20 protein-coding genes are annotated in these 21,635 nt (G+C 73.9%); 10 read left to right on the plus strand and 10 right to left on the minus strand.

All coding sequences use genetic code 11. The features are described from left to right. Nucleotides 1-60: 60 nt before the first annotated feature. Complete coding sequence (locus tag OERS_RS18455) at nt 61-900, plus strand: aldo/keto reductase (protein WP_068627527.1); 840 nt, start codon at nt 61-63, stop codon at nt 898-900. A gap of 79 nt (nt 901-979) precedes the next feature. On the opposite strand, the gene OERS_RS18460 is transcribed toward OERS_RS18455, so the two are convergent. Continuing rightward, nucleotides 980-2,284: an MFS transporter gene (locus OERS_RS18460; RefSeq protein ID WP_083201607.1), complete on the minus strand. Its 1,305-nt coding sequence runs from the start codon at nt 2,282-2,284 to the stop codon at nt 980-982. A 66-nt stretch (nt 2,285-2,350) separates the two neighbouring features. Here OERS_RS18460 and OERS_RS18465 point away from each other — a divergent pair, with 66 nt between their 5' ends. Continuing rightward, on the plus strand, nt 2,351-2,758 hold the full coding sequence (locus OERS_RS18465) for a MerR family transcriptional regulator (RefSeq protein ID WP_056765287.1): 408 nt from the start codon (nt 2,351-2,353) through the stop codon (nt 2,756-2,758). A gap of 49 nt (nt 2,759-2,807) precedes the next feature. Here the strand turns inward: OERS_RS18465 and OERS_RS18470 are convergent, their stop codons facing one another. After that, nucleotides 2,808-4,856 (minus strand): hypothetical protein, encoded by a 2,049-nt coding sequence (locus tag OERS_RS18470; RefSeq protein ID WP_139107938.1) that lies wholly within the window; start codon nt 4,854-4,856, stop codon nt 2,808-2,810. 276 nt (nt 4,857-5,132) lie between these two features. Continuing rightward, entirely contained in the window at nt 5,133-6,536 is a 1,404-nt protein-coding gene (locus OERS_RS18475) for an NAD(P)/FAD-dependent oxidoreductase (RefSeq protein ID WP_068627529.1), read from the minus strand. Between the two features lie 190 nt (nt 6,537-6,726). On the opposite strand from OERS_RS18475, the gene OERS_RS18480 reads away from it, so the two are divergent. Continuing rightward, nucleotides 6,727-7,209 (plus strand): Lrp/AsnC family transcriptional regulator, encoded by a 483-nt coding sequence (locus OERS_RS18480; RefSeq protein ID WP_056654308.1) that lies wholly within the window; start codon nt 6,727-6,729, stop codon nt 7,207-7,209. On the opposite strand, the gene OERS_RS18485 is transcribed toward OERS_RS18480, so the two are convergent. The 4 genes from OERS_RS18485 to OERS_RS18500 form a co-directional block, all read right to left on the minus strand. Next, nucleotides 7,194-7,802, minus strand: a complete 609-nt coding sequence (locus tag OERS_RS18485) for a TetR/AcrR family transcriptional regulator (protein ID WP_056765295.1) — start codon at nt 7,800-7,802, stop codon at nt 7,194-7,196. The genes OERS_RS18480 and OERS_RS18485 overlap by 16 nt on opposite strands. Nucleotides 7,803-7,853: 51 nt before the next feature. After that, nucleotides 7,854-8,564: an ABC transporter ATP-binding protein gene (locus OERS_RS18490; RefSeq protein WP_056654314.1), complete on the minus strand. Its 711-nt coding sequence runs from the start codon at nt 8,562-8,564 to the stop codon at nt 7,854-7,856. Continuing rightward, on the minus strand, nt 8,561-9,700 hold the full coding sequence (locus OERS_RS18495; RefSeq protein ID WP_068627530.1) for an ABC transporter permease: 1,140 nt from the start codon (nt 9,698-9,700) through the stop codon (nt 8,561-8,563). Before OERS_RS18495 ends, OERS_RS18490 begins: the two co-directional genes overlap by 4 nt. Nucleotides 9,701-9,803: 103 nt before the next feature. Next, nucleotides 9,804-10,805 carry an NAD-dependent epimerase/dehydratase family protein gene (locus OERS_RS18500; protein WP_056654319.1) on the minus strand — a complete coding sequence of 334 codons (1,002 nt, stop codon included), beginning with the start codon at nt 10,803-10,805 and terminating at the stop codon, nt 9,804-9,806. A 156-nt stretch (nt 10,806-10,961) separates the two neighbouring features. On the opposite strand from OERS_RS18500, the gene OERS_RS18505 reads away from it, so the two are divergent. The 5 genes from OERS_RS18505 (at nt 10,962) to OERS_RS18530 (ending at nt 16,286) form a co-directional block, all read left to right on the plus strand. After that, nucleotides 10,962-12,308, plus strand: coding sequence for an ArsB/NhaD family transporter (locus tag OERS_RS18505; protein ID WP_248948750.1), 1,347 nt, complete (start codon nt 10,962-10,964; stop codon nt 12,306-12,308). Between the two features lie 740 nt (nt 12,309-13,048). Continuing rightward, on the plus strand, nt 13,049-13,384 hold the full coding sequence (locus tag OERS_RS18515) for a YnfA family protein (RefSeq protein ID WP_056654325.1): 336 nt from the start codon (nt 13,049-13,051) through the stop codon (nt 13,382-13,384). Between the two features lie 281 nt (nt 13,385-13,665). Next, nucleotides 13,666-14,871: an LLM class flavin-dependent oxidoreductase gene (locus OERS_RS18520; protein WP_056765302.1), complete on the plus strand. Its 1,206-nt coding sequence runs from the start codon at nt 13,666-13,668 to the stop codon at nt 14,869-14,871. Nucleotides 14,872-15,035: 164 nt separating this feature from the next. After that, nucleotides 15,036-15,659, plus strand: coding sequence for an FMN reductase (locus OERS_RS18525; RefSeq protein ID WP_068627532.1), 624 nt, complete (start codon nt 15,036-15,038; stop codon nt 15,657-15,659). Between the two features lie 120 nt (nt 15,660-15,779). Then, on the plus strand, nt 15,780-16,286 hold the full coding sequence (locus tag OERS_RS18530) for a DoxX family membrane protein (RefSeq protein ID WP_068627533.1): 507 nt from the start codon (nt 15,780-15,782) through the stop codon (nt 16,284-16,286). 68 nt (nt 16,287-16,354) lie between these two features. Here the strand turns inward: OERS_RS18530 and OERS_RS18535 are convergent, their stop codons facing one another. Further along, a complete protein-coding gene (locus OERS_RS18535; RefSeq protein ID WP_068627534.1) occupies nt 16,355-17,314 on the minus strand; it encodes a hypothetical protein in 960 nt (319 codons plus the stop codon). After that, nucleotides 17,311-17,832: a hypothetical protein gene (locus OERS_RS18540; protein WP_068627535.1), complete on the minus strand. Its 522-nt coding sequence runs from the start codon at nt 17,830-17,832 to the stop codon at nt 17,311-17,313. The genes OERS_RS18535 and OERS_RS18540 overlap by 4 nt, the downstream gene beginning before the upstream one ends. 190 nt (nt 17,833-18,022) lie before the next feature. On the opposite strand from OERS_RS18540, the gene OERS_RS18545 reads away from it, so the two are divergent. Then, a complete protein-coding gene (locus OERS_RS18545) occupies nt 18,023-19,408 on the plus strand; it encodes an ion channel protein (protein WP_068627536.1) in 1,386 nt (461 codons plus the stop codon). Between the two features lie 46 nt (nt 19,409-19,454). Here OERS_RS18545 and OERS_RS20840 read toward each other — a convergent pair whose 3' ends face one another. Beyond that, entirely contained in the window at nt 19,455-20,243 is a 789-nt protein-coding gene (locus OERS_RS20840; protein ID WP_139107939.1) for a M15 family metallopeptidase, read from the minus strand. Nucleotides 20,244-20,418: 175 nt separating this feature from the next. Between OERS_RS20840 and OERS_RS18555 the strand changes: the two genes are divergently transcribed. Beyond that, nucleotides 20,419-21,603 (plus strand): sensor histidine kinase, encoded by a 1,185-nt coding sequence (locus OERS_RS18555; RefSeq protein WP_068627537.1) that lies wholly within the window; start codon nt 20,419-20,421, stop codon nt 21,601-21,603. Nucleotides 21,604-21,635: the final 32 nt, after the last annotated feature.

The raw sequence follows: 21,635 nt of genomic DNA on the forward strand, positions 1-21,635 counted from the left end.
GGCCCCCCACGTCACCGTCCCCGCAGCCTGACCCTCCCACCACCACCCTCAGGAGAAACCATGACCAGCACCACCACCGTCCCTGCGGTCGCTCTGCGCGGCGGGACGAGCATCCCGCAGCTCGGCTTCGGCGTCTTCCAGGTGCCCGACGGCGAGACCGCCCAGGCCGTCTCGCTCGCCCTGGACGCGGGCTACCGCAGCATCGACACCGCCGCGGTCTACGGCAACGAGGCGGGGGTCGGCGCGGGCATCGCCGCGTCGGGCCTGCCGCGTGACGAGGTCTTCGTGACGAGCAAGCTGTGGATCGACGCCCTGTCGCGCGAGGCCGTGCGCCCTGCGTTCGAGCAGAGCCTCGAGCGCCTCGGGCTCGACCGCCTCGACCTGTACCTGATCCACTGGCCCGCACCGGGCCTGGGCCGGTACGTCGAGGCGTGGGACGAGCTCGTCGCGCTGCGCGACGCGGGGCTCGTCCGGGAGATCGGCGTCTCGAACTTCCAGCCTGCGCACCTCGACGCGATCATCGCGGCCACGGGTGTGACGCCGGCCGTGAACCAGGTCGAGCTGCACCCGGCGTTCGCCCAGCGCGCCCTGCGCGAGCGCCACCGCGAGCTCGGGATCGTGACCGAGGCGTGGAGCCCGCTGGGCCAGGGCACGGTGCTGGGCGACCCGGTCCTCGGTGCGATCGCAGACGCGCACGGGGTGACGCCCGCGCAGGTCGTGCTCCGCTGGCACCTGCAGGCCGGGACCGTCGCGATCCCCAAGTCCGTGACCCCCGCGCGCATCGCGGCGAACCTCGACGTGCTGGGCTTCGAGCTGTCGGCCGAGCAGGTCGAGGCGATCGACGGCCTCGACCGGGCCGACGGCCGGATCGGACCGGACCCCGACGCGTTCAACGGCTGAGCTGCAGCTCCTGCGCTGCGGCACCCGCCGTCGAGAAGTGAGTAGATGCCCCTGATCTCCCCGGATCAGGGGCATCTGCTCACTTCTCGACGCGCCGGTTCCCGCCCGATGCCGCTGGGAACGCATGCCGCCGCGCCCCCAGCACGATCCCCACGACCGGCACCGCGAGCGCGAGCGTCGCCCACGGCAGCGCGCCGGACCCGCCCGCACCCAGCACCACACCGCCCACGATCCCGCCGAGCGCGAGGGCCCCGTTCCACGAGGTGACGAACGCAGACTGTGCGACGTCGGCCGCGGGACCCGCTGCTCGCGCGAGCGCCGTCTGGAACAGGGTCCCGCTGCCGCCGAACGCGAAGCCCAGCGCGGCGACCGCGGCGTAGACCGCGACGGGGGATCCCGCCGCGACCGCGAGCGTCAGGCCCGCGAGCCCCAGGAGCGAGGCAGCGAGGACCGTCATGACGCGCAGGTGCGTGTCGATCAGGGCACCGATCACGACGAGGCTCGCGAACGACGTCGCGCCGAGCACCGCGAGCAGCACACCGGTCTGCGCACCGAGCCCGACGTCCTCGAGGAACACCGCGACGTACGTCGAGAACACGTTGTAGGCGAGGACGGTCAGGCCCGTCACGAGCACGACCGGCGCGACGCCGGGCAGCCGCAGCGCCTGCCCGATCGGCACCTGCGTCCCGCGCGGCTCGCCCGGGAAGTCCCGCACGCCCCAGCGCACCCACGCCGCCAGCCCGAGGCTGAGGATCGTCATGGCGCCGAACGCCCAGCGCCACCCGACGGTCGCGCCCAGCGCGGTCCCGGCCGGGACACCGAGAGCCAGCGCGAGCGGCGCGCCGCCCATCGCGATCGCGAGCGCTCGCCCGGCCTGCTCCGGCGCGGCGAGGCGCCGTGCGTACCCGGCGAGCAGGGCCCAGGTCAGGCCTGCGACGAGCCCGGCCGCGAAGCGCGCGCCGAGCGTGAGCGCGTAGCTCGACGAGACGGCCGTCACGGTGTTCGCGACCGCGAACCCTGCGATCGTCGTGAGCAGCAGGCGGCGCCTGGGCCAGCGGGCCGTGGCGCGGCTGAGGGGGATCGCGGCGACGATCGCCCCGATCGCGAAGACCGTGACGGTCTGCCCGGCGGCGCTCGCGGAGACCCCGAGGTCGGCGCTGAGCGCGGGCAGCACGCCCGCGGGCAGCACCTCGGTGAGGAGCGTGACGAACCCGGTCGCGGCCAGGGCGAGCAGGGGCAGCAGGGGGAAGCTCGTGCCCGACGACGGAGCGTCCGCGGGTGCGTCGGTCCGGTCGGGGAGCGTGGTGGTCCGCGGCGCAGGGGGCGCTGTGGACGGCGGGGGAGCGCCGGTCGACGACTCGGTCGGAGTGGTGCACGTGGTCATGGGGTTAGCATGAATGTCTGACATGGGTGTGAAGGTCAAGCCCGACCCGCGAGAGGGGTGCATCACATGCGCATCGGCGAGCTGTCCCGCCGCACCGGCACGGCTACGCGCCTGCTGCGGTACTACGAGGAGCAGGGGCTCCTGACCCCGCAGCGCGAGGAGAACGGCTACCGCGAGTACGGCGAGCACCTCGTCGACCGCGTGCTCCAGATCCGGGGCCTGCTGGAGGTCGGTTTCCCGACGCGGATCATCGCCGAGCTGCTGCCGTGCCTCAACCAGCCGCGCGAGATCCACCTGCACAACGCCTACCCGGACAAGATCGCGCTGCTCGAGACCGAGCTGGCGCGGATGACCGAGCGCATCGACACCCTCACGAGGAACCGTGACGCGATCGCCGACTACCTCGAGGCCATCAGGGTCGACGCGGCGCCGGCCGACGTGGTGCGCGAGCCGGTCGCTCTCGCCGAGAAGTGAGCAGATGCCCCTGATCCGGGCGATCCAGGGGCATCTACTCGCTTCTCGCTCAGTTCTCGGCGGCCGGACCGTCCGGTGGCGCCGGGCGCGGTTCGGCGCTGGCCGGTTCGTCGGAGACGGTCACGAGGTGCGAGAAGAACGGGTCCCGTCGAGCGGCCGAGACGTAGTGTCCGGGCTGCTTGGTGAAGGCGCGGTCCAACCACGACTGCACACGCGCGACGGCGGCCGGTCTGGTCGGCGCGTCCGCGTTGCGCGGCACGACGGTGGCCGCGACGCAGGCGATGCCGTAGTCGACCCATCCGGGGAGGACGTCCGGGTAGGCGGTCTCCCAGCTCGGGTAGATGGCCGCGAGCTGTTTCCGGACGTCGGTCAGGAACTCCGCCGGACCGGGATCGACGTGCCCTCGACGCATGAGCTCCGAGTGTCGTTGGACGTTGTGCCCGGTCCGTCGGATGGCCGTCCACCGGGACCGTCGCGGCGTGGTCTCGCGAAGCTCGACCGCAGCCTTCCTGGTGGAGTCCAATGCTGCGCCCAGGTGCTGCCGGACCTCGTTCGTGTCGTCGATGACCGACCAGTTGAGGACGGTGATCGCGCGGTTGTAACTGGCCCGCATGACTGTCGCACGGCATCGGACGACCTCCCTCCACCAGTGGTCGCGCATGGTCGGACGGACGTGAGGCGCGCCGCCGAGGAGTTCCGCGAGCCGAGCGGACGCCGCCTGCTCCACGCCGTGGAGCGCCTCGAGCCGCGCCCGCCAGTCCTGTGGGGCGACGGCCGGATCGTCGCCCTCCCTCCGGAGGTCGAGGACCGCGAGGTTGAGCCAGGCAGCGAGCATCGCGGGATCTGCGGCGCGCGCCCGGAGCAGGGCCTGGCGGGCGGCCCCCTTGTCTCCGGCGGCGAGGAGCGCGGCCGAGTCGGCGAAACGGAGGACCGCGACCTCGGACCTCGTCCCGAGCACGGCGACCCGGTGGCGTCGCTCGGTGGTCTGGAACGCGATCCAGACGGCGGCCTGTGGCAGCAGGCCGAGGTACGTCGCCCGCTCGACGGCCGCGGCGTCGTCCAGGGGGCGGAGCGTCCGGGTCTCGATGAGCCTGCCGGACCGCTTCCTGATCGAGACCGTCACGCCGACCTTCCCGCCCTCGTCGTGCAGGAGGGCCGAGACGTGACGCGCGCGCAGGCGTCGGAACCACGTCCAGAACTCCACGACGGCCTTGAAGCCCGACGGCATCCCGTCGATGTCGGGGAGCGTGAGGTCGGTGTCCGGGCCTGTCGAGATCCGCATGGCGGGTGTCGACTCGGCGAGGTCGTCGAGCCGGCGCGGGAGCATCTCGGCCCATGCCTGGGCGACGTCGTCGGCCTTCCCCGCGGTCACGGCCTGGGTCGCAGGGTCGATCCGGTAGGGCGGGCGACGGGCCCAGGTCCACAGCACCAGGTAGATCAGGGCGAGCCCCGCGACGCACCAGGCCCCGACCGTGAGCCACGTCCTGCCGTCCTCGTCCCACCAGTCCACGACGGTCTCCGGGGGGCTCGGGGCAAGCAGGTCCTGCAGTGCCTGGTCGAGGTCCTCCGGTTCGACTTTGCCCTCCTTGACCGCCGTGAGGAGCAGCTCGCGGGCCTCGGCGCGGTGGCCCAGGTCGACGAGCCGGGCGGCGGCCACGGCGGGGCCGGCCGGCGCGGCCTCGGACCCCGGGTCCGAGGTCAGTCCGTCGAACGCTGCAGTCAGCCCCAGGTCGAGCGCGAGCGCCTGGGCGTAGGAGGTGTCGGCAGCGCCGCGGAGCTCGGCTGCCGCCTCGGTGTCGGGCGCGACGCGGCCTGCCTCGGCGTCCAGCCCCTGTGCCCGACGCAGGAGCACCGCAGCCTCGGCGACCGATTCCTCGGCCTCGGCCAGGACGGTGGCCTCGCAGGCGGCCCCGCCCGCGGCCTCGACCTGGGCCGCGGCGACGAGCGCTGCGCTCGGACGATGGGAGGTCGCGAGCTCGATCACGTCCTGGCACGAGGGCGGCGACTCGTCGACGGCGGCCTGGGCGCTCGCGGCGAGCGGGAGCACGGCGCCGAGGGCAAGGGCAGAGAGGAGCAGGAGAGCTGATCGAGCACGCATGTCGGCCACCTCGTCGTGGTTGCGCCGTGCCGTCGCCCGGCGGACCTGCTGGCCCTGCCCCTGAGAGGAGAGAGGTCGGCCCGGCCGTGGACGTGGCAGAACGGAGGCGCGCGAGCGGGTGAATTCGTGACTGCCGCTCTCGCCGAGAAGTGAGCAGATGCCCCTGATCCGGGCGATCCAGGGGCGTCTACTCACTTCTCGGCAGCCAGGCGGCCAGGCGGCCAGGTGGCCAGGCGGCCAGGCGGCCAGGCAGCCGGCCGCCCACGCCCGCCCACCTCACCGCAGCGGGTCGAACGCCCTGATCTCCTGCGGAACCGTCCCGGTCACGATCTGCTCGGCGAGCAGCTTCCCGGTCGCGGGGCCGAGCACGATGCCCCACATCCCGTGCCCGCCCGCGACGTACACGCCGGGCGCCCGGGTCGCCCCGACCAGCGGCAGCCCGTCGGGGGTCACGGGCCGGGAGCCGACCCACTCGTCGTGCCGGTCGTCGAGGTCGACTCCCTGGAACAGGTCGCGCACCGACGCGAGGATCGCCTCGATGCGCCGCGGCTGGAACGGCTCGTCGGGGCCCCGGAACTCCATGGTCCCCGCGATGCGGAACCGCCCCTGGTACGGAGTGCACGCGACGCGGCGCGACGGCAGGTAGATCGGCTGCTCGACGGGCACGTCGGTCTTGACCGTGAACGAGTAGCCGCGCCCGGCCTGGACGAGCGTGCGCACGCCGAGCGGCCGCGCGAGCCCGGGCAGCCAGGCGCCGGTCGCGAGGACCGCGACGTCGGCGACCACGGGGTCCTGCCCGTCCACGAGCACCTGCACGCCGCGTCCCTCCTGGGCACGCAGCCCGGTGACGGTCGCGTCGGTCACGATGCGCCCGCCGCGCGCGCGGACCGCGTCGCCCAGCGCGCCGACGAACGGTCCGGGCTCGATGAACCGCTGGCCCTCGAGGGCGTAGACCGCGCGCACGCGGTCGGTGAGCTGCGCAGGACGCCCGACGGCGTCGCTCACCTCGGGTGCTCGGCCCTGGTCCGGGGACGTCGAGGAGGAGGCGTGCCCGACGGCGCCGCTCGCCCCGTGCGCTCGAGCCACGCCCGGGTGCGACGGACCGGAGAGGTGCGCGGCGCCGTCGGGCCGGTCGATGCGCCGCAGCGGGACCACCTGCCCCGCAGCCTCGACCTGGGCGATCTCGTGGAGGAACGGCGCGGCCTGCCTCTCGTCCTCGAACCCGATGACGAACGGACCGGGCGTCGAGCGGGCGGCGACGCCGTGCGCGCTGAGCTCGTCGAACGCGTCGAGAGCGAGCCGGTCGATCGGCGTGAGCGCCGCCATGGCGCGGTCCCATGCGCGCGGGGTCGCGTGCGCCGCGAACCGAGCGAGGAACGACCACAACCGCGGGTCGAGCCGTGCAGGGATGTGCAGGGGCGCGGCCGGGTCGAGCAGCGCCTTGGGGGCGTAGGTCCACAGCGTGGGGTCGGCGAGCGGCATGGCCATGCCGGGCGTGAGCCAGCCGGCGTTGCCCCACGACGAGCCTGCGGCGACGCCCTCGCGGTCGAGGACCGTGACGTCGACACCGCGCTCCTGCAGGTGCCAGGCGGTCGCGAGACCCACCATGCCGGCGCCGACGACGACTGCCGTGCGGGGGGTGCGTGCACCGGTGGTGGAGGTGCGAGAAGGGGTGGCCATCGGGGCTCCTTTGCCCTGGGACGATTTCGACCCGGCCTCGAGGATGCTGAGGCCGGGTCGTGGGAGACGGGTTGCGCCTCACGGTCAATGTTGGAGGGATCTTCGGTACGGTTCAAGGTGGGCGGTCTGATCTTCGGGAACTGATCTGTCCGGCGAACATCCTTCTGTCCTGTGGAGCGAAAGGGCGAGCATGCCGAACGAAATTCGGGCCGGTGCAGGCCACGTCCAGGCCGCAGTCCTCGACGAGACGGACCGGCGCATCCTCGCTCTCCTCGAGGCCGACGCGCGGGCCACGAACAAGGCCGTCGCGGACGCCGTGGGGATCGCGCCGTCGACGTGCCACACGCGTATCCGCTCGCTCCAGGAGCGCGGGGTCATCCAGGGGTTCCGCACCGAGGTGGACCCTGCCGCCATGGGGCGCAGCCTCCAGGCGCTCATCGCGATCCGCCTGCACTCGCACGCCCGCTCGGGGCTCACGGCGTTCCGCGACTACCTCGCGGGGCTGCCGAACGTCGAGGGCATCTACTTCGTGACGGGGGACCGTGACTTCATGGTGCACGTCGCGGTGCGCGACTCGTCGGCGCTGCGGGACCTGGTCGCGAGCACGCTGAGCGTGCGCCCCGAGGTCGCGGGCACGAGCACGACGCTCATCTTCGACTACCTGAAGCCGTGAGCGTCCCCTCGCTCGTGGACCAGGCGGTCGAGGAACGGTTCGACGAGCTCTTCGACGCTGCTCCACACGTCGTCGAGGGGGGTGCCGGACTCGATCATGCGTGAGGCGGAGTTCACCACCGCGTTGATCAGTTCTGCCGAGCGGGCGACGTCCCGGGTCCCGAGCGCCTGCAAGGCGTCACTCAGCGGCCGTACGAGCTCGTCGTGCATGGCGCGCGAGCCTTCCATCACGGCGTTCGGCGGGCTGACTGTCGCGAGGGCCGTCGCGAGGGCGTGCTCGCCCTGGGCGACGAGCTCGAGGTTCGCTCGGAGGTAGGCGACGACGCGGCCGCGGTCGTCAGGAGCAGCGTCCATGGCCCGCGCGACGGTCGCCGACCACCTCGGGAAGACGTCCTCGACCATGGCGAGCAGCAGGTCGTCCGCGGAGCGGAAGTACTGGTAGAGGCTGGGGCGGGCGAGGCCCGCGCGTTCGGCGAGCGCCGCGAACGTCGGCGGTCGGCCTGTCTCGGCAAGGAGCGACCGTGCGGCGTCGAGGAGCACTCGCATCTGCGCCGCACGGTGCTCGGCGACGGTCGGGGCGCTGATGCGGGGCACGGTTCTCCTCACGGCGGCTTCCCTGCCCCGCCCGGGGCAGGGAAGCGTGGATCAAGCGCTCAGTCTCCCATCCTCCATGTGGACGACGCGGTCGCAGTGCTCGAGCACGTCGTGGTCGTGGGTCACCATGACGGTCGCGACACCGTGGTCGTGGGTCTCGGCCGCGAGCAGCCGGACCACCTCGTGGCTGCGCGCGCGGTCGAGTGCCGCCGTGGGCTCGTCGACGAGGAGCAGCGCGGGGGCCGTGACGAGCGCGCGCGCGATCCCTACGCGCTGGCGCTCACCACCCGAGAGCTCGTGGGGTCGTCGGTCGGCCTTGTGCCCCATGCCGACCTGCTCGAGCAGGGTCAGGGGGTCGCGTCCGCGGTTCTTCCCGCCCGAGACGTGGAGCGCGAACCGCAGCTGGTCGAGGGCGGTCAGCGCGGGCAGGAGGTTGCCGGACTGGAACACGAAGCCGATCCGCTCGCGTCGGAGCGCGGCCTGGCCGGCCGAGGGCATCGCCGAGACGTCGGTGCCGTCGATGCGGACAGAGCCCGAGGTCGGCCGGGTCAACGCACCGGCGACCGCCAGCAGGCTGGACTTGCCCGCGCCCGAGGGGCCCAGGACGGCGAGCAGCTCTCCTGGGGCGACCGTGAGGTGCACGTGGTCGAGCGCGGTGACGGTCGAGTCGCCGTCGCCGAGGGTCAGGGTCACGCCGTCGATCTCGAGCCCGGCCCGGGTGGCGGTCGAGGTGCTCGAGACCTGCTGGGTGGGGTGCGTCATCGTTGGCCTCCGAGAGCCGTCAGGGGATCGACGTGGGCGATGCGGCCGACCGAGGCGGCGGCGCCCGCGAGGCCGAGCCCGACGAGCAGCACCGCGGCGAGCGCGAGGGGCCCGGCCTCGAGGGCGAACGGCATGGGGGTCGACGTGAGCAGCGCGCCGAAGCCCACGCCCGCGCCCATGCCGATCGCGGTGGACACCACGAGGAGCACCGCCGCCTGGCCGAGGGCGTCGCGCACGAGGTACGACGTCGAGGCGCCCATGGCGCGGGCAACCGCGATCTCGTGCTTGCGCTGGATGGTCCAGACCGTGAAGAACGCACCGACGACGAGGGCCGAGATCGCGTAGAGGAAGACCTGGATGAGGTTGAGCGTGAGCGTCTCGGCCGCATAGCCCGGTGACCCGTCGAAGGACTCCGTGAGCGAGACGGCAGCGGTGCCTGCGGCCGCGTCACCGGCCGCGAGGTCGAGGTCGGCGCCGTCGACGGGCGCGAGCGCGACGGCGGTCGCCTCGTCGTACGCCTCGGGCCGCACCTCGGCGGCGTCGGTCGCGCCGGCGTGGATCTCCTGCCAGGTCGCCAGGGGGATGTAGGCGACGTCGACGTGCCCGAACGTGTGCTGCCCGTCGAGCACGCCGACGATCGTGAGCTCGGTGCCCAGCCGTTCGATCGTCACGGTGTCCCCGATACCCAGGCCCAGGTCGCCCACTGTCTCGCTGACGACGATCCCGTGCGGGTCCCCGAGGATCTCCCCGGTGGCCAGGTCGGTCGTGGACGGCGCGACGAACGACCCTGGCTCGACGCCGAACAGTGCCAGGTCGACGGCCTCGCCGCCGGGGCCCTCGGCGTTGACGAGCTGGTTGCCGAACAGTGCGACGTCGGCGACGTCGTCGCGGGCGGCCCAGCGCTCGGCCTGCTCGCGGTCGACCGTGCTGCGGGAGAACGCCGAGTCGACGGAGGTGTCCGCGCCGAACGCGAAGGCCGCGACGGGGAGCTTCTTGAGGCCCGACACGCCGTCGTTGACGAGTCCCGAGGACAGGCCCGACAAGAGGACGACGAGCACGGACACGAGCGCGACGACACCCCCCATCAGGGCAAATCGTGAGCGCGCGAACGACAGCTCGCGCCACGCGAGAAACATGGTGCTCCTTCCGGGTCGACACGGGTTGCCGACGCCTTGTCGGTAAGGATACCAACGTGGCGTCGGCAACTGGTGCCGCTCCGGGGTCTCTGCGCCGGAGCCGTCAGAGCGCGAGCGCCCGCGCCTCCTTGTCCGGGTCGAGCCCCACCCGGGGGCGGTCCGCGCGCTGGGGAGCGGCGCCGTCGGGCTGGGTCTGCAACCAGGCCCACGTGTCCGCGACCGTCTCCTCGACGGGCCGGTTGCGCAGCCCCGCCGCGACCGCGCGCGACACGTCGCCGCGGTGCAGCGTGTCGTGCAGCTCGCCCGGCGGGAGCCAGACGGGCAGCTCGGTCCAGGGAGCGATGCCCGCGGCCTCGATCACGTCGGGCGCGGTCCAGCGCAGCTCGGCGTCGGAGCCCGTCGCGGCCACGCACGCGTCGAGCAGCTCGCCCATGGTCGCGTGCCCGCTGGGGCTCACGACGTTGAACGGCCCGCTCAGGCCCTGCTCGGTCGCGTCGAGCACGAACGCCGCGAGGTCGCGCGCGTCGACGTACTGCAGGGGCAGCTCGCGCGGCCCCGGGGCGAGCACGGTCCCGCCGCGCGCGACGCGCTGCAACCACCACGGCAAGCGCCCGACGTTCTCCCACGGCCCCAGGACCAGGCCCGCCCGCGCGAGGATCGCGCGGTGCCCGAACGACTCCTCGACGGCCAGCTCGCCGCCGCGCTTGGCGCGCGCGTAGTCGACGTCGGCGCCGTCGTCGGGCGAGGCCTCCACGAGGGGCGCGTCCTCGCCGAGGCCCGCGCCCGTCGGGTACGTGTAGACCGACCGGCTCGACACGTACACGTACCGGCCCACGTGGTCGTCGAGCAGGCGCGCGGCGTCGCGCACCGCGCTCGGCGCCCACGACCACGTGTCGACCGCGACGTCCCACTCGCCCTCGGCCAGGGCGTCCAGGCCCCCGACGGCGGAGCGGTCGCCGCGCAGGTCCCGCACCCCGGGCGGGGCGTCGCGCGTGCCCCGGTGGAACATGGTGACGTCCCAGCCGCGGGCCAGGGCGTCGTCGACGACCGCCCGACCCACGAACTCCGTCCCGCCCAGCACCAACAACCGCGTCGCGTCCGTCATACCTCCGACTCTGCCCGCTGTGCACCCGGGACGAAAGCCCGCGACGCCCACGGCAGACGGCTGGGCGCGTGCGATAGTGACCGAGCCGCTCGTCGGGTAGCGGGCGCCCGCGTGCGCGGGCTGGGCGAGTGGCTGGGTACCGGGACGGAGGAGCGCATGGTCGGTCGCCGCGTGCGGGTGCCGCTGTGGGCGGTCGCCGTCGCGCTGGCCGCGCTGGTCGTCGCCGTGGGGTGGCTCCCGCTCGACGCGGCCGAGGAGCTCGCCGAACGGGTCGGGCCGATCCTGCTGTTCCTCGTCGCGATCACCGTCGTCGCGGAGATGTGCGCGGCCGCGGGCCTGTTCGACGCAGCAGCCTCCTGGGCGGTCCGGCTCGCCCGAGGGAGCCGGCTGCGGCTGTGGGGCCTCGTGGTCCTGCTCGCGTGCGTGTGCACGATCGTGCTGTCGCTCGACACCACCGCCGTGCTCGTCACGCCCGTGGTCCTGACCCTCGCGCGACGTACGGGGAGCAGGCCGCTGCCCTTCGCGCTCACGGTCCTCGCGCTCGCCAACACCGCGTCCTTGCTGCTGCCCGTCTCCAACCTGACGAACCTGCTCGCGGCCCACCGCTACGCGCGGCTCGAGCCCGGCACCTCGTACACCGCGACGATGTGGCTGCCCGCCCTGGTCGTGATCGCCGTGACGGTCCTCTACCTGCTCGTGGCCCACCACCGGGACCTGCGCGGGACGTTCGAGGCATCCGCGCCGACCGCCGAGCGAGACCCCGTGCTCCTGCCGCTCGCCGCCCTGGTGACGGTCGCGCTCGGGGTGTGCTTCGCCGTCGGGCTGCCCGTGGCGGTCGTCGCCCTGGGAGGGGCCGGCGTGCTGCTCACCGTGACGCTCGTGCGGCGGCGCGACCTCGTGGCCCCCGTCGGGGAGCTCGTGCCGTGGCGGACCGTGCTGGTCGTCGCGTCGCTCTTCGTGGCGGTCGAGGCCTGGCAGGTCCACGGGCTCGGCGACCTGCTCGCCCGGTTCGCGGGGACCGGGACCGGGACCGGGGACCTGCTGCAGGTCGCCGGTGCGGGAGCGGTCGCGGCCAACGCGGTCAACAAACCTGCCCGCCTACCTCGCGCTCGAACCTGCTGCGGCGGGCGACCCGGCGCGGCTCGCGGCGCTCCTCGTCGGGGTCGACGCCGGCCCGCTCGTCACGCCGTGGGCCTCGGTCGCGACCGTGCTCTGGTGGGTCCAGTGCTCACGCCACTGGATGGGCTTCCGCGAGGTCGGCTGGTGGCCGCTCGTACGCCAGGGACTCGTCCTCGCGCCTCTGGCCGTGGTCGCCGGGACGCTCGTGGTCGCCGCGGTCGCGTAGGCCGGTCCGCGCGTGGGCCCTCAGGCCCGCACGCCGATCCACAGGGTCCCGTGCGGCTCGAGCTCGACGCTGCGGTGCTCGACGAACCCGATCGAGCGCATCCCCTCGACGCGCGCCGGGTCGACGATCGCGGTGAACAACGGGCCCTCGACCGGTGAGCCGTCCGGGGAGTGCCGGGCGCTCGCGGGCGCGTCGACGAGCCGGCGCAGCGTGTCGACCCGCTCCGCGCCCTCGATGTCGGGCGCCACGGCCGACGCGACGAGGACGAGGCGCGGACGGACGGCGTCGAGCGCGTCGGCGATCGCGGACTGCGCGATGCCGAGCGCCTGACGGGTCGCGACGCGGACCGGCTCGTCGTCGGCCGGCTCGTCGAGCGGGTCGACGCCGACCTCGCGGACCAGGACCTCGCGGAGCTCGTCCTCGAACGCGGGGACCTCGGGCGGCAGCCACACGGTCGTGGCGAGGAGACCGTCGGCGTCCTCGGCGACCCAGATCTCGCCCTGCTCGAGGATCCCGTGGCCCAGGACCAGGCGGGTCGCGGACGAGAGCTGCTCGGGGTCGACCGGGGCGTCGGGGCGCCCGTCGCCGTCGAGGTCGACCACCGGATGGTCGGTCGTGAGCAGCCGGGCGACGCCGGGCACGTCGATGAAGCGGGCGCGACGGACGGTCGCAGCGGGGTGCGTGGTGTCGGGCATCGGGTCTCCGGTCCTCGGGGAGATGGGGGCTCGTGCCAGTCTGGCCCGGGTCCCTGGGAGGGGGCTGTGCAGAACGCCAGGGGCGGGGGCCTTCTGGGGAGGCCCGGCGGTGACCCGCGGCGATCGACGCGCGCGATGATGTGGTGCGCCGCACGGCGCCGCCGCTGCGGTCCCGCTGCACCCGTCCGTCCCGAGGAGACCACATGACCGTCCTGCGCTCGATCCTGCTCTTCGGCGCCGCTGCGCTCTTCGAGATCGGTGGCGCGTGGCTGATCTGGCAGGGCGTCCGCGAGCACAAGGGGTGGGTCTGGATCGGGGCGGGAATCGTCGCGCTGGGGCTCTACGGGTTCTTCGCGACGCTCCAGCCGGACGCGAGCTTCGGGCGGATCCTCGCGGCGTACGGGGGAGTGTTCGTCGCGGGCTCGCTGGTGTGGGGCATGGCGGTCGACGGCTTCCGGCCCGACCGCTGGGACGTGACCGGTGCACTGCTGTGCCTCGTGGGCGTCGCGGTCATCATGTACGCGCCACGACCGGCGTAGGGGACGTCCGCCAGGCGCTCTCGCCCGGTCCGGCCTGCCCGACGCCGGAGCGCACCCGAGCGCCCCGGGTGCGCTCCGGCATCGGGCGCGCGCGGACACCCGATCCGTTGTCAGAACTGGGCTGGGGCAAACCCCGGCCCAGCTCTGACAACTGGTCGACGACGAGTCCGCAGCGCGTGACCCACGACACCTCGATCTCCGGGGAATAACCCGGGCACCCTCCCGGTTCTCCTCCAAGTACATGCAAATGCATCAACTTGTAGGACGAGGGAGCAACCCCCATGCAGTTCGGAATCTTCACCGTCGGCGACGTCACCACCGACCCCGTCACCGGTCGCACGCCCAACGACACCGAGCGCGTGCGGTCCATGCTCACCATCGCCAAGCACGCGGACGAGGCCGGCCTCGACGTGTTCGCCACGGGTGAGCACCACAACCCCCCGTTCGTCCCGTCGTCCCCCACGACGATGCTCGGCTACCTCGCCGGGCAGACGAAGAACATCATCCTGTCGACCTCCACGACGCTCATCACCACGAACGACCCGGTGAAGATCGCCGAGGACTACGCGATGCTCCAGGTCATCTCGGACGGTCGCATGGACCTCATGATGGGCCGCGGCAACACCGGCCCCGTCTACCCGTGGTTCGGCAAGGACATCCGTGAGGGCGTCAACCTCGCGATCGAGAACTACGCGCTGCTGCGCCGCCTCTGGGAGGAGGAGGTCGTGGACTGGCAGGGCAAGTACCGCACGCCCCTCCAGGGCTTCACGGCCACGCCGCGCCCGCTCGACGGCGTCGCGCCCTTCGTGTGGCACGGCTCGATCCGTACCCCGGAGATCGCCGAGCAGGCCGCCTACTACGGTGACGGCTTCTTCCACAACAACATCTTCTGGCCCATCAGCCACACCCAGCAGATGGTCCGGTACTACCGTCAGCGCTTCGAGCACTACGGCCACGGCCAGGCCGACCAGGCGATCGTCGGGCTCGGCGGCCAGGTCTTCATGCGCAAGAACTCCCAGGACGCCGTGCGCGAGTTCCGGCCCTACTTCGACAACGCGCCCGTCTACGGGCACGGCCCGTCGCTCGAGGACTTCTCCGCGCAGACCCCGCTGACCGTGGGCAGCCCGCAGGAGGTCATCGACCGCTACGGCGCCATGCGCGAGCACGTCGGCGACTACCAGCGTCAGCTCTTCCTCATGGACCACGCGGGCCTGCCGCTCAAGACGGTCCTCGAGCAGATCGACCTGCTGGCCGGCGAGGTCGTCCCCGTGCTCCGCAAGGAGATGGAGGCCAAGCGCCCCGCCCACGTCCCGAGCGACCCGCCGAGCCACGCCCAGCGCGTCGCGAAGGCACGCGCCGAGGGCAAGATCGCGGAGCAGGTCGTCGCGGCCGCCGACCACTGGACGGGCAAGACCGCAGAGGACGACATCCAGGCGGCAGAGGCTGCCGAGGGCGCGGCCCGCAAGGGCTCCGCGTTCGGTCTCTGACCCACCACCCGCCCGGGGAGACCCGGGCGGCCGGGCCGCCCTTGTGGCCAGGGGCGGCCCGGCTCCCAGCACCACCCGGCAGGCCACGAGAGCATCACGCACCACCCGCCGCACGCACCGTGCGGCACACTCGAAGAACCCTCACGAACCAGGAGCACCACCTCATGACCGCTCGCCAGATCGTCGCGATCTCCGCCGGCCTCGGCCAGCCGTCCTCGACCCGCCTGCTCGCCGACCGTCTCTCCGCCGCGACCGTGGCCGAGCTCGGCGACCTGGGCGTGACCGCCGAGGTCACGACGGTCGAGCTGCGCGACGTCGCCCACGCCGTCACCGACGCGATGCTCACGGGCTTCGCGAGCGGCGACCTCGCCGAGGTGATCGAGAAGGTCACGGGCGCCGACGCGCTCGTCCTGGTCACGCCGCTGTTCACGACCACGTACTCGGGGCTCTTCAAGTCCTTCGTCGACATCCTCGACAAGGACTCGCTCCAGGGCATGCCCGTGCTGCTGGGTGCCACGGGCGGCACGTCGCGCCACTCGCTGGCCGTCGAGTACTCGATGCGCCCGCTGTTCACGTACCTGCACGCGGACGTCGCGACGACGTCGGTCTTCGCGGCCACGGACGACTGGGCCGCCGAGGGCGACAGCACGCACGACGCCGGCCCGCTCCCGGCCCGCATCCGCAAGGCGGCCAAGGAGCTCGCGGGCACGGTCGCGGCCCGCGAGCCGCGCACCACGACGGGCATGTTCGACGGCGTGCCCTCGTTCGCGCAGATGTTCGGCCAGTAGCCGGGCCGACCGGGTGAAACGCGGCGTGACCCGCATCACTCACCCGGTGCAGGTTCTCCTTCTGGATGTGCGCCCGACGACGAGGCGCCGGAACCCCTCCACATCCAGAAAGGCACGTCCATGTCCACCCTCTCCGTCGACGGCCAGGCGATCTCCCGCCGTGGCTCCGTCTCCACCCACCTGAGCGGCGCCGTCGACGCCCTCGCTCGTGTCCTGACCCGCTGGTCCGTCCCGGCGCTGCGCGTCGCCCTGGGCCTGGTCTTCCTGGGCTTCGGGGTCCTGAAGCTCTTCCCCGGGGCCAGCCCGGCCGAGGTCGTCGCCGAGCGCACGATCGACACCCTGACCCTCGGCCTGGTCCACGGCCCGGTCGCGGTGATCGGCACGGCGGTCGTCGAGTGCTTCATCGGGATCACGCTCGTCACGGGGTACCTGCTGCGCGCGGGGCTCGTGGTCATGGCCGTCGCGTTCGTGGGCATCCTCGCCCCGACGGTCCTGTTCTTCGACGAGCTGTTCGGCTCGGGCATGACGCTCCTGGGGCAGTACGTGCTCAAGGACGTCGTCCTGGTCGCCGCGGCGACGGTCGTCGGGGCCTACGCGCTCGGGGCACGGCTGCGCCGTGCCGGCTGAGCGCCTCACCGACCAGAAGCACCACCAGAAGCACCACCGCACGCAGCACGAGAAGCGGCTGACGGGGGTCACGGACGCACCGTGGCCCCCGTCAGCCGCTTCTCGTCGTCGGGCGCCCCGTCGGGCACGTCCGGGTCGGCGCCCCCGGCCCCGAGCACACCACGCAGCAGCCGCCGGTCGGGCCGCAGGGCGAGCGGCACCGCGACCGCGGCCGCCGTCAGGACCCATGCCGAGTAGTCCAGCCCGAGGAACGCCCAGATGCTGCCGTGCATCGCGGCGACCGCGAGCACGAACGGGATCCGCGCGACCCGGATCGCGAGCCACAGGGGAGCCGTGAGCTCGAGCACGAGCGCCCCGCCCGCGAGCGCCTGCGTGAGCACGGGTTGGTCCGCGACGGTCTGGACCCACCGGGTGCCGAACGGGGACCCGCTCGCTCCCTGGCGCAGCACCCAGGACATGTTGTCGCTGAAGACCCACTCGGTGCCGCTGTGCCGCAGCTTCTGCGCGCCGGTCAGGAAGTACACCGTGGCGAGGGTCGCGAGTGCAGCTCGCGGCGGCCATCCCCAGGCCGGGGCCCGCGGCGCGGTGTGCGCGGGGCGCGGCGGATCGGCGGCGAACAGCAGCGCGACCGCGACCGTGACGGTCAGGACGTCGTTGTGCAGCACCTTGCCCGAGCTGCCCCACAGGGCGGCGAGAGCGGTGTACGCGCACCACGCGAGCACGAACCCGGCACGCCCCCCACGGCGCACGACGACGAGAGCGACGCCCACGAGCCCCGCGACCTGGACCATGACGAGCAGCCACGCGGGCGGGGTCAGGGTCAGCCAGCCCATGACGTTGCCGTGGTCCGTGAGCGCCGCGGGGCGCCGGGTGATCGCGGTCCAGTCGCGCGTGGCCAGGCGCAGCCCGATCACGAGCGCGAGCAACGTGCGGACCTCGACCAGCCGGTACGCGGGGCCGGGGGCGAGCAGCGCCCGGTCGACGGCGAGCGCGGCCCGGCGCAGCGACGATCCTGCGGCGCCGCTCACGGCATGACGTCCACGACGGTCTCGCGGGACCGCTCGATCCACTCGTCGGCCCCCGCGGGCAGGGTCCGCACGGTGCGCTCGAGCCGCACCGAGCGCACGGTGCCGGGGTCGATCCCGGCCAGCCCCAGCCAGGCCGTCACCATCTCGCGGCGCCTCTCGGGCGTGGCCGCCGCGAGGTCCTGGTACTGGCGGGTCGTGGTGACGAGGGGGGCGGCGCGGTCGCCCGGCTGCACGACGACGTCCCCCTCGGCGGTCGCGGCCACGAGGTCGAGGCTCACCGTCGTGCCCGTGCGCACCTCGCTGAAGAGCCGGTACGCCGTGAACGGCCACAGCTCGGCCTCGGCGGCGGCGGTGAACAGGAGCGTCAGGAGGAGCCCGTAGGTCACGAGGCGTGCGCGGCGCCGGTCGGTCGGCGTGGCGACGGGGGCGGTCGCCGCACGGGTGGTCGCGTCGGGCCAGGGCGCGGCCCAGGCGGGCCGGCGGCTCTGCGCGGTGCGCGCGTCGTTGCGGTGGGTCACGTCTCGACCCTCCCAAGGGGAGGGGGCGGGGACATCGGCCCGACGGCGGTTCGCGCCCCGGCCCCAGGGTGCGGTCCGCGCGGGGTGGGTTCAGCCCGGGGGCTGATGCGCCGTCGTCGGGCCTCCTCGACGCCGTCCTGGCCATGGTCCTCCCCGGGCGCGCTCGCGCCCTGCGTGCCACGCTGGGCGCATGCCCGACCGGGACGACGACGCGTCAGCCACGCCCTCCGGGACGTCCGCTGCCCCCATCCCGCCCGGCGCCCCCGCGCTCCGCACGCTGCTCGAGCTCTCGCTCCCGGCCGTGCTGATCGGGATCGTCGCGGCGGTCGTGCTCAGGGCGCTCGACGAGGCGTCCGCAGCGGTCGAGGACGTCCTGTGGACGGACCTGCCGGGCGCGCTGGGCGTGGATCCCGACGCGCGCTGGTGGATCTTCATCATGCTGACCGGGGCGGGCCTGCTCGTGGGGCTCGTCGTGTGGCTCGTGCCGGGGCACGGCGGGCGGGACTCGGCGACGACCGAGCTCATCGCGCCGCCGCTGCCGCTGCGGGTCCTGCCGAGCCTCGTGGTCGTCACGGTCCTGGGGCTGGCCGGCGGCGTGAGCCTGGGCCCGGAGAACCCGATCATCGCGATCAACACCGCGCTGCTCGTGGCCGTCGTCGCGCGGCTGTGGCCCAAGGTCCCCACGGACCTCGTCGTGATGCTCGCGGCGTCGGCGACGATCGGCGCGCTGTTCGGCACCCCGGTCGCGGCCGCGCTCGTGTTCACGGGGGTCGTCGCGGGCTTCCGCAGCGGCGGCCCGCTGTTCGACCGGTTGTTCCTGCCGCTCGTCTCGGCAGGTGCGGGCGCCATCACCATGGACGCGTTCGGGCGTCCGTTCGCCGCGATGGACCTGCCCGACCTCGGTGTCCCGGACATCGGCGACGTGGGCACGTCGCTCCTGATCGCGACCGCTGCGGCGGGCCTCGCGCTGCTCGGGGTCGTCGCGTTCCCGCACGTGCACCGGTTCTTCCACTCGATGCGCAACCCCGTGCTCTACGTGACGCTCGGCGGGGTGGTGCTGGGCGTCCTGGGGGCGATCGGCGGGCCGCTCACGCTGTTCAAGGGGTCCGAGCAGTCGTTCGAGCTCGTCCAGCAGCGTGCCGACTTCTCGACGTGGAACCTCGTGCTCATCTTCGCGATCAAGCTCGTGGCGCTCGTGATCGCCGCGGCCGCGGGGTTCCGGGGTGGCCGGATCTTCCCCGCGGTGTTCATCGGGGTCGCGGCCGGGGTCGTGGTCAACGCGGCGCTGCCGGGCGTCCCCCTGGGGCTCGCGATCGCGAGCGGGGTGCTCGGGGTCGTGCTCGCGGTGGGACGCGACGGGTGGGTCGCGCTGTTCGTCGCGGTCGCAGTCGTGGGCGACGTGGGCGTCCTGCCGCTGCTGTGCATCGCGATCCTGCCCGTGTGGCTCCTGGTGCGCAGCGCGCCCGAGATGCTGGCCGCCCCCGAGCCACCGACCGCAGTCGCGGCCGGCGGGTCCACGCCGACCGGCGAGGGGCGTCCCGCGCCCACCGACGGGCCCCGTCCCGACGCCTCCTGACCGGGCCGGGTCCGGACACGCCGCGCACCGACCGTGCCGGGCCGCGTCACTCCCAGCCCACGCGCGAGTCCTCGTGCATCTCGGGGCACGTCCCGCCGGGCTCGATGACCGCCTCGAAGTGCCACATCTCGTTCGCGTAGGTCCGGCACAGGCCCAGGTCCGCGCCGTGCTCGCCGAGCCACAGGGCGCCGTCGGTCGCCCCGACGTCGATCGCCGTGCCCGCCACGTGCGCCGAGGCCTCGGGCGGCAGGACCCACCGCTTGGCCTCCTCGAGCGAGCCGCGCTTGCGGACCACGTCCTCGACGACCTGCGCCTGCTCCTCGGCCGACCGCCACCCGGAGACGAGGGTCAGCTCGATCCCGTCCTCGGCCGCGAGCGCCTGCGCCTGCTCGAACCGGCGGAGCAGCTCGGGGTCGAGGCCGGTCGCGGGAGCCTCGGCCCGCGACCCGTCCGCCTCCCCGGTCGTGCCCGGCGCCGCCCCTGCGCCAGGGCCGACCCCTGCGCCAAGATCGGCCCCGGCCGACGGGGCGTCGGGGGCCAGGAGCCGGTACGCCGAGACCCCGCACGCGACGAGCGCGGCGACGACCACTGCGGCGTACACGCGGTCCGCGGGACTTCGGCGTCGACGGGCCGAGCCCGCCGACGAGCGACCGGACGGCCAGGCGCGCCTGTCCCGTGGCGCAGGCCGCAGGCCCGCGGTGCCCGTGCCGGGCACGAGCGAGTCGAAGGTCGGCAGCGGGGGCGACGGCACAGCGCTCGTCGGTGCAGCAGCGGCCGGCGGCACGGGCCGGGAGCCGGCGGGGAAAGAGGGCGGGGGAGGGACGTCGAAGGTCATGTCTCGACCCTCGCCGCGCGGCCCTTCCTGGGGCATCGCCCCCCGGGGCCGTCCTCGCCCTGTCCGCAGGGCGCGTCCCGCCCGGGCGCGTTCGTCCCCGGGGCGGACGCGACGTCGTCGGACACCAGCCCCAGGGCGGACTCGCCGCGACGGCCTCCCTGGATACGGTGAGGACGTGCAACCGACCCGCCGTGCCCCCGAGTGGGCCCAGGACCTCCTCGTCGCGCTCGCGGTCGGGCTGGTCTGGTTCGGTGGAGTCTGGTTCATGTACCAGGGGGACTACTGGATGCCTCGGGACATCCGGTCGTACTGGTGGACCGGGGCCTGGCTCGTCCTGACGCTGGCCCTGAGGAGGATCGCGCCCGGTGGCGTCTTCTGGGTCACCGCGGTGTTCTACCCGCTCTTCCAGGACGACGCCGTGAGCAACCAGTTCCATCTCGTCCCGCTCCTCGTGGCGGGCTTCGGCGCGACCCGCCAGGGAGCGGTCCCGCCTCCGCTCGCGGCGATCGGTGTCGTCCTGTCGGGCTGGTCGCTGCACATGAGCAGTGAGCACTGGGACGGGTACTGGCAGGTCGTGGGCTGGTCGTCGCCCTCGGGGATCCTGACCACGGTCGCCCTGGCGCTCGCGGCCGTGGCGCTCGGGTGGATGGTCCGGCGCATCGCCGTGACGGGCGAGGCCCTGCGCGAGCGCAACGAGGAGCTCACGGCCCTGCAGGGGGTGCTCGCCCAGCAGGCCGTGCACGCCGAGCGCACGCGCATCGCCCGCGAGCTGCACGACGTCGTCGCGCACCACATGTCCGCGATCGTCGTCCGGGCGCAGGCCGCGGACCGCGTCGCGCCCAACCAGCCCCAGGCCCCCGCCGAGGCGGTCACCTGGATCGCCGAGGAGGGCAAGAAGGCGCTGACCTCGATGCGCTCGGTCGTGCACGTGCTGCGCCGCGAGACCGGGGACACGCTCGAGCTCGCCCCCGCCCCCGCGCTCGACGACGTCCGGGCCGCGGCCGCGCGCCTGACCGAGGCCGGCCGGGACGTCGAGCTCGACCTGCCCGACGACCTGGGCGACCTGCGGCCCGAGGTGAGCCTCGCCGTCGTGCGCATCGCCCAGGAGGGACTGACCAACGTGCTGCTGCACTCGCTCGCCCCACGCCTGAGCCTCGAGGTCGTCGCGACGCCCGGGTACGTGCGCGTGGCCGTCCGCGACCCCGGGCCCCCGCTGCCCGACAACCCCGACCTGCACGGCGGCAACGGCCTGCTGAACATGCGCGAACGAGCCCTGTCCTGCGGCGGCACCCTGTCCGCAGGACCCGACCAGAGCGGCGGCTGGCGCGTCCAGGCCGTCCTGCCCCGGGAGACCCCATGACCCACAGCCCCGTCCCGTCCCCCCTCCCGGAC

The sequence above is a fragment of the Oerskovia enterophila genome (assembly GCF_001692445.1).
In the GTDB taxonomy this organism is placed as follows: Bacteria; Actinomycetota; Actinomycetes; order Actinomycetales; family Cellulomonadaceae; genus Oerskovia; species Oerskovia enterophila.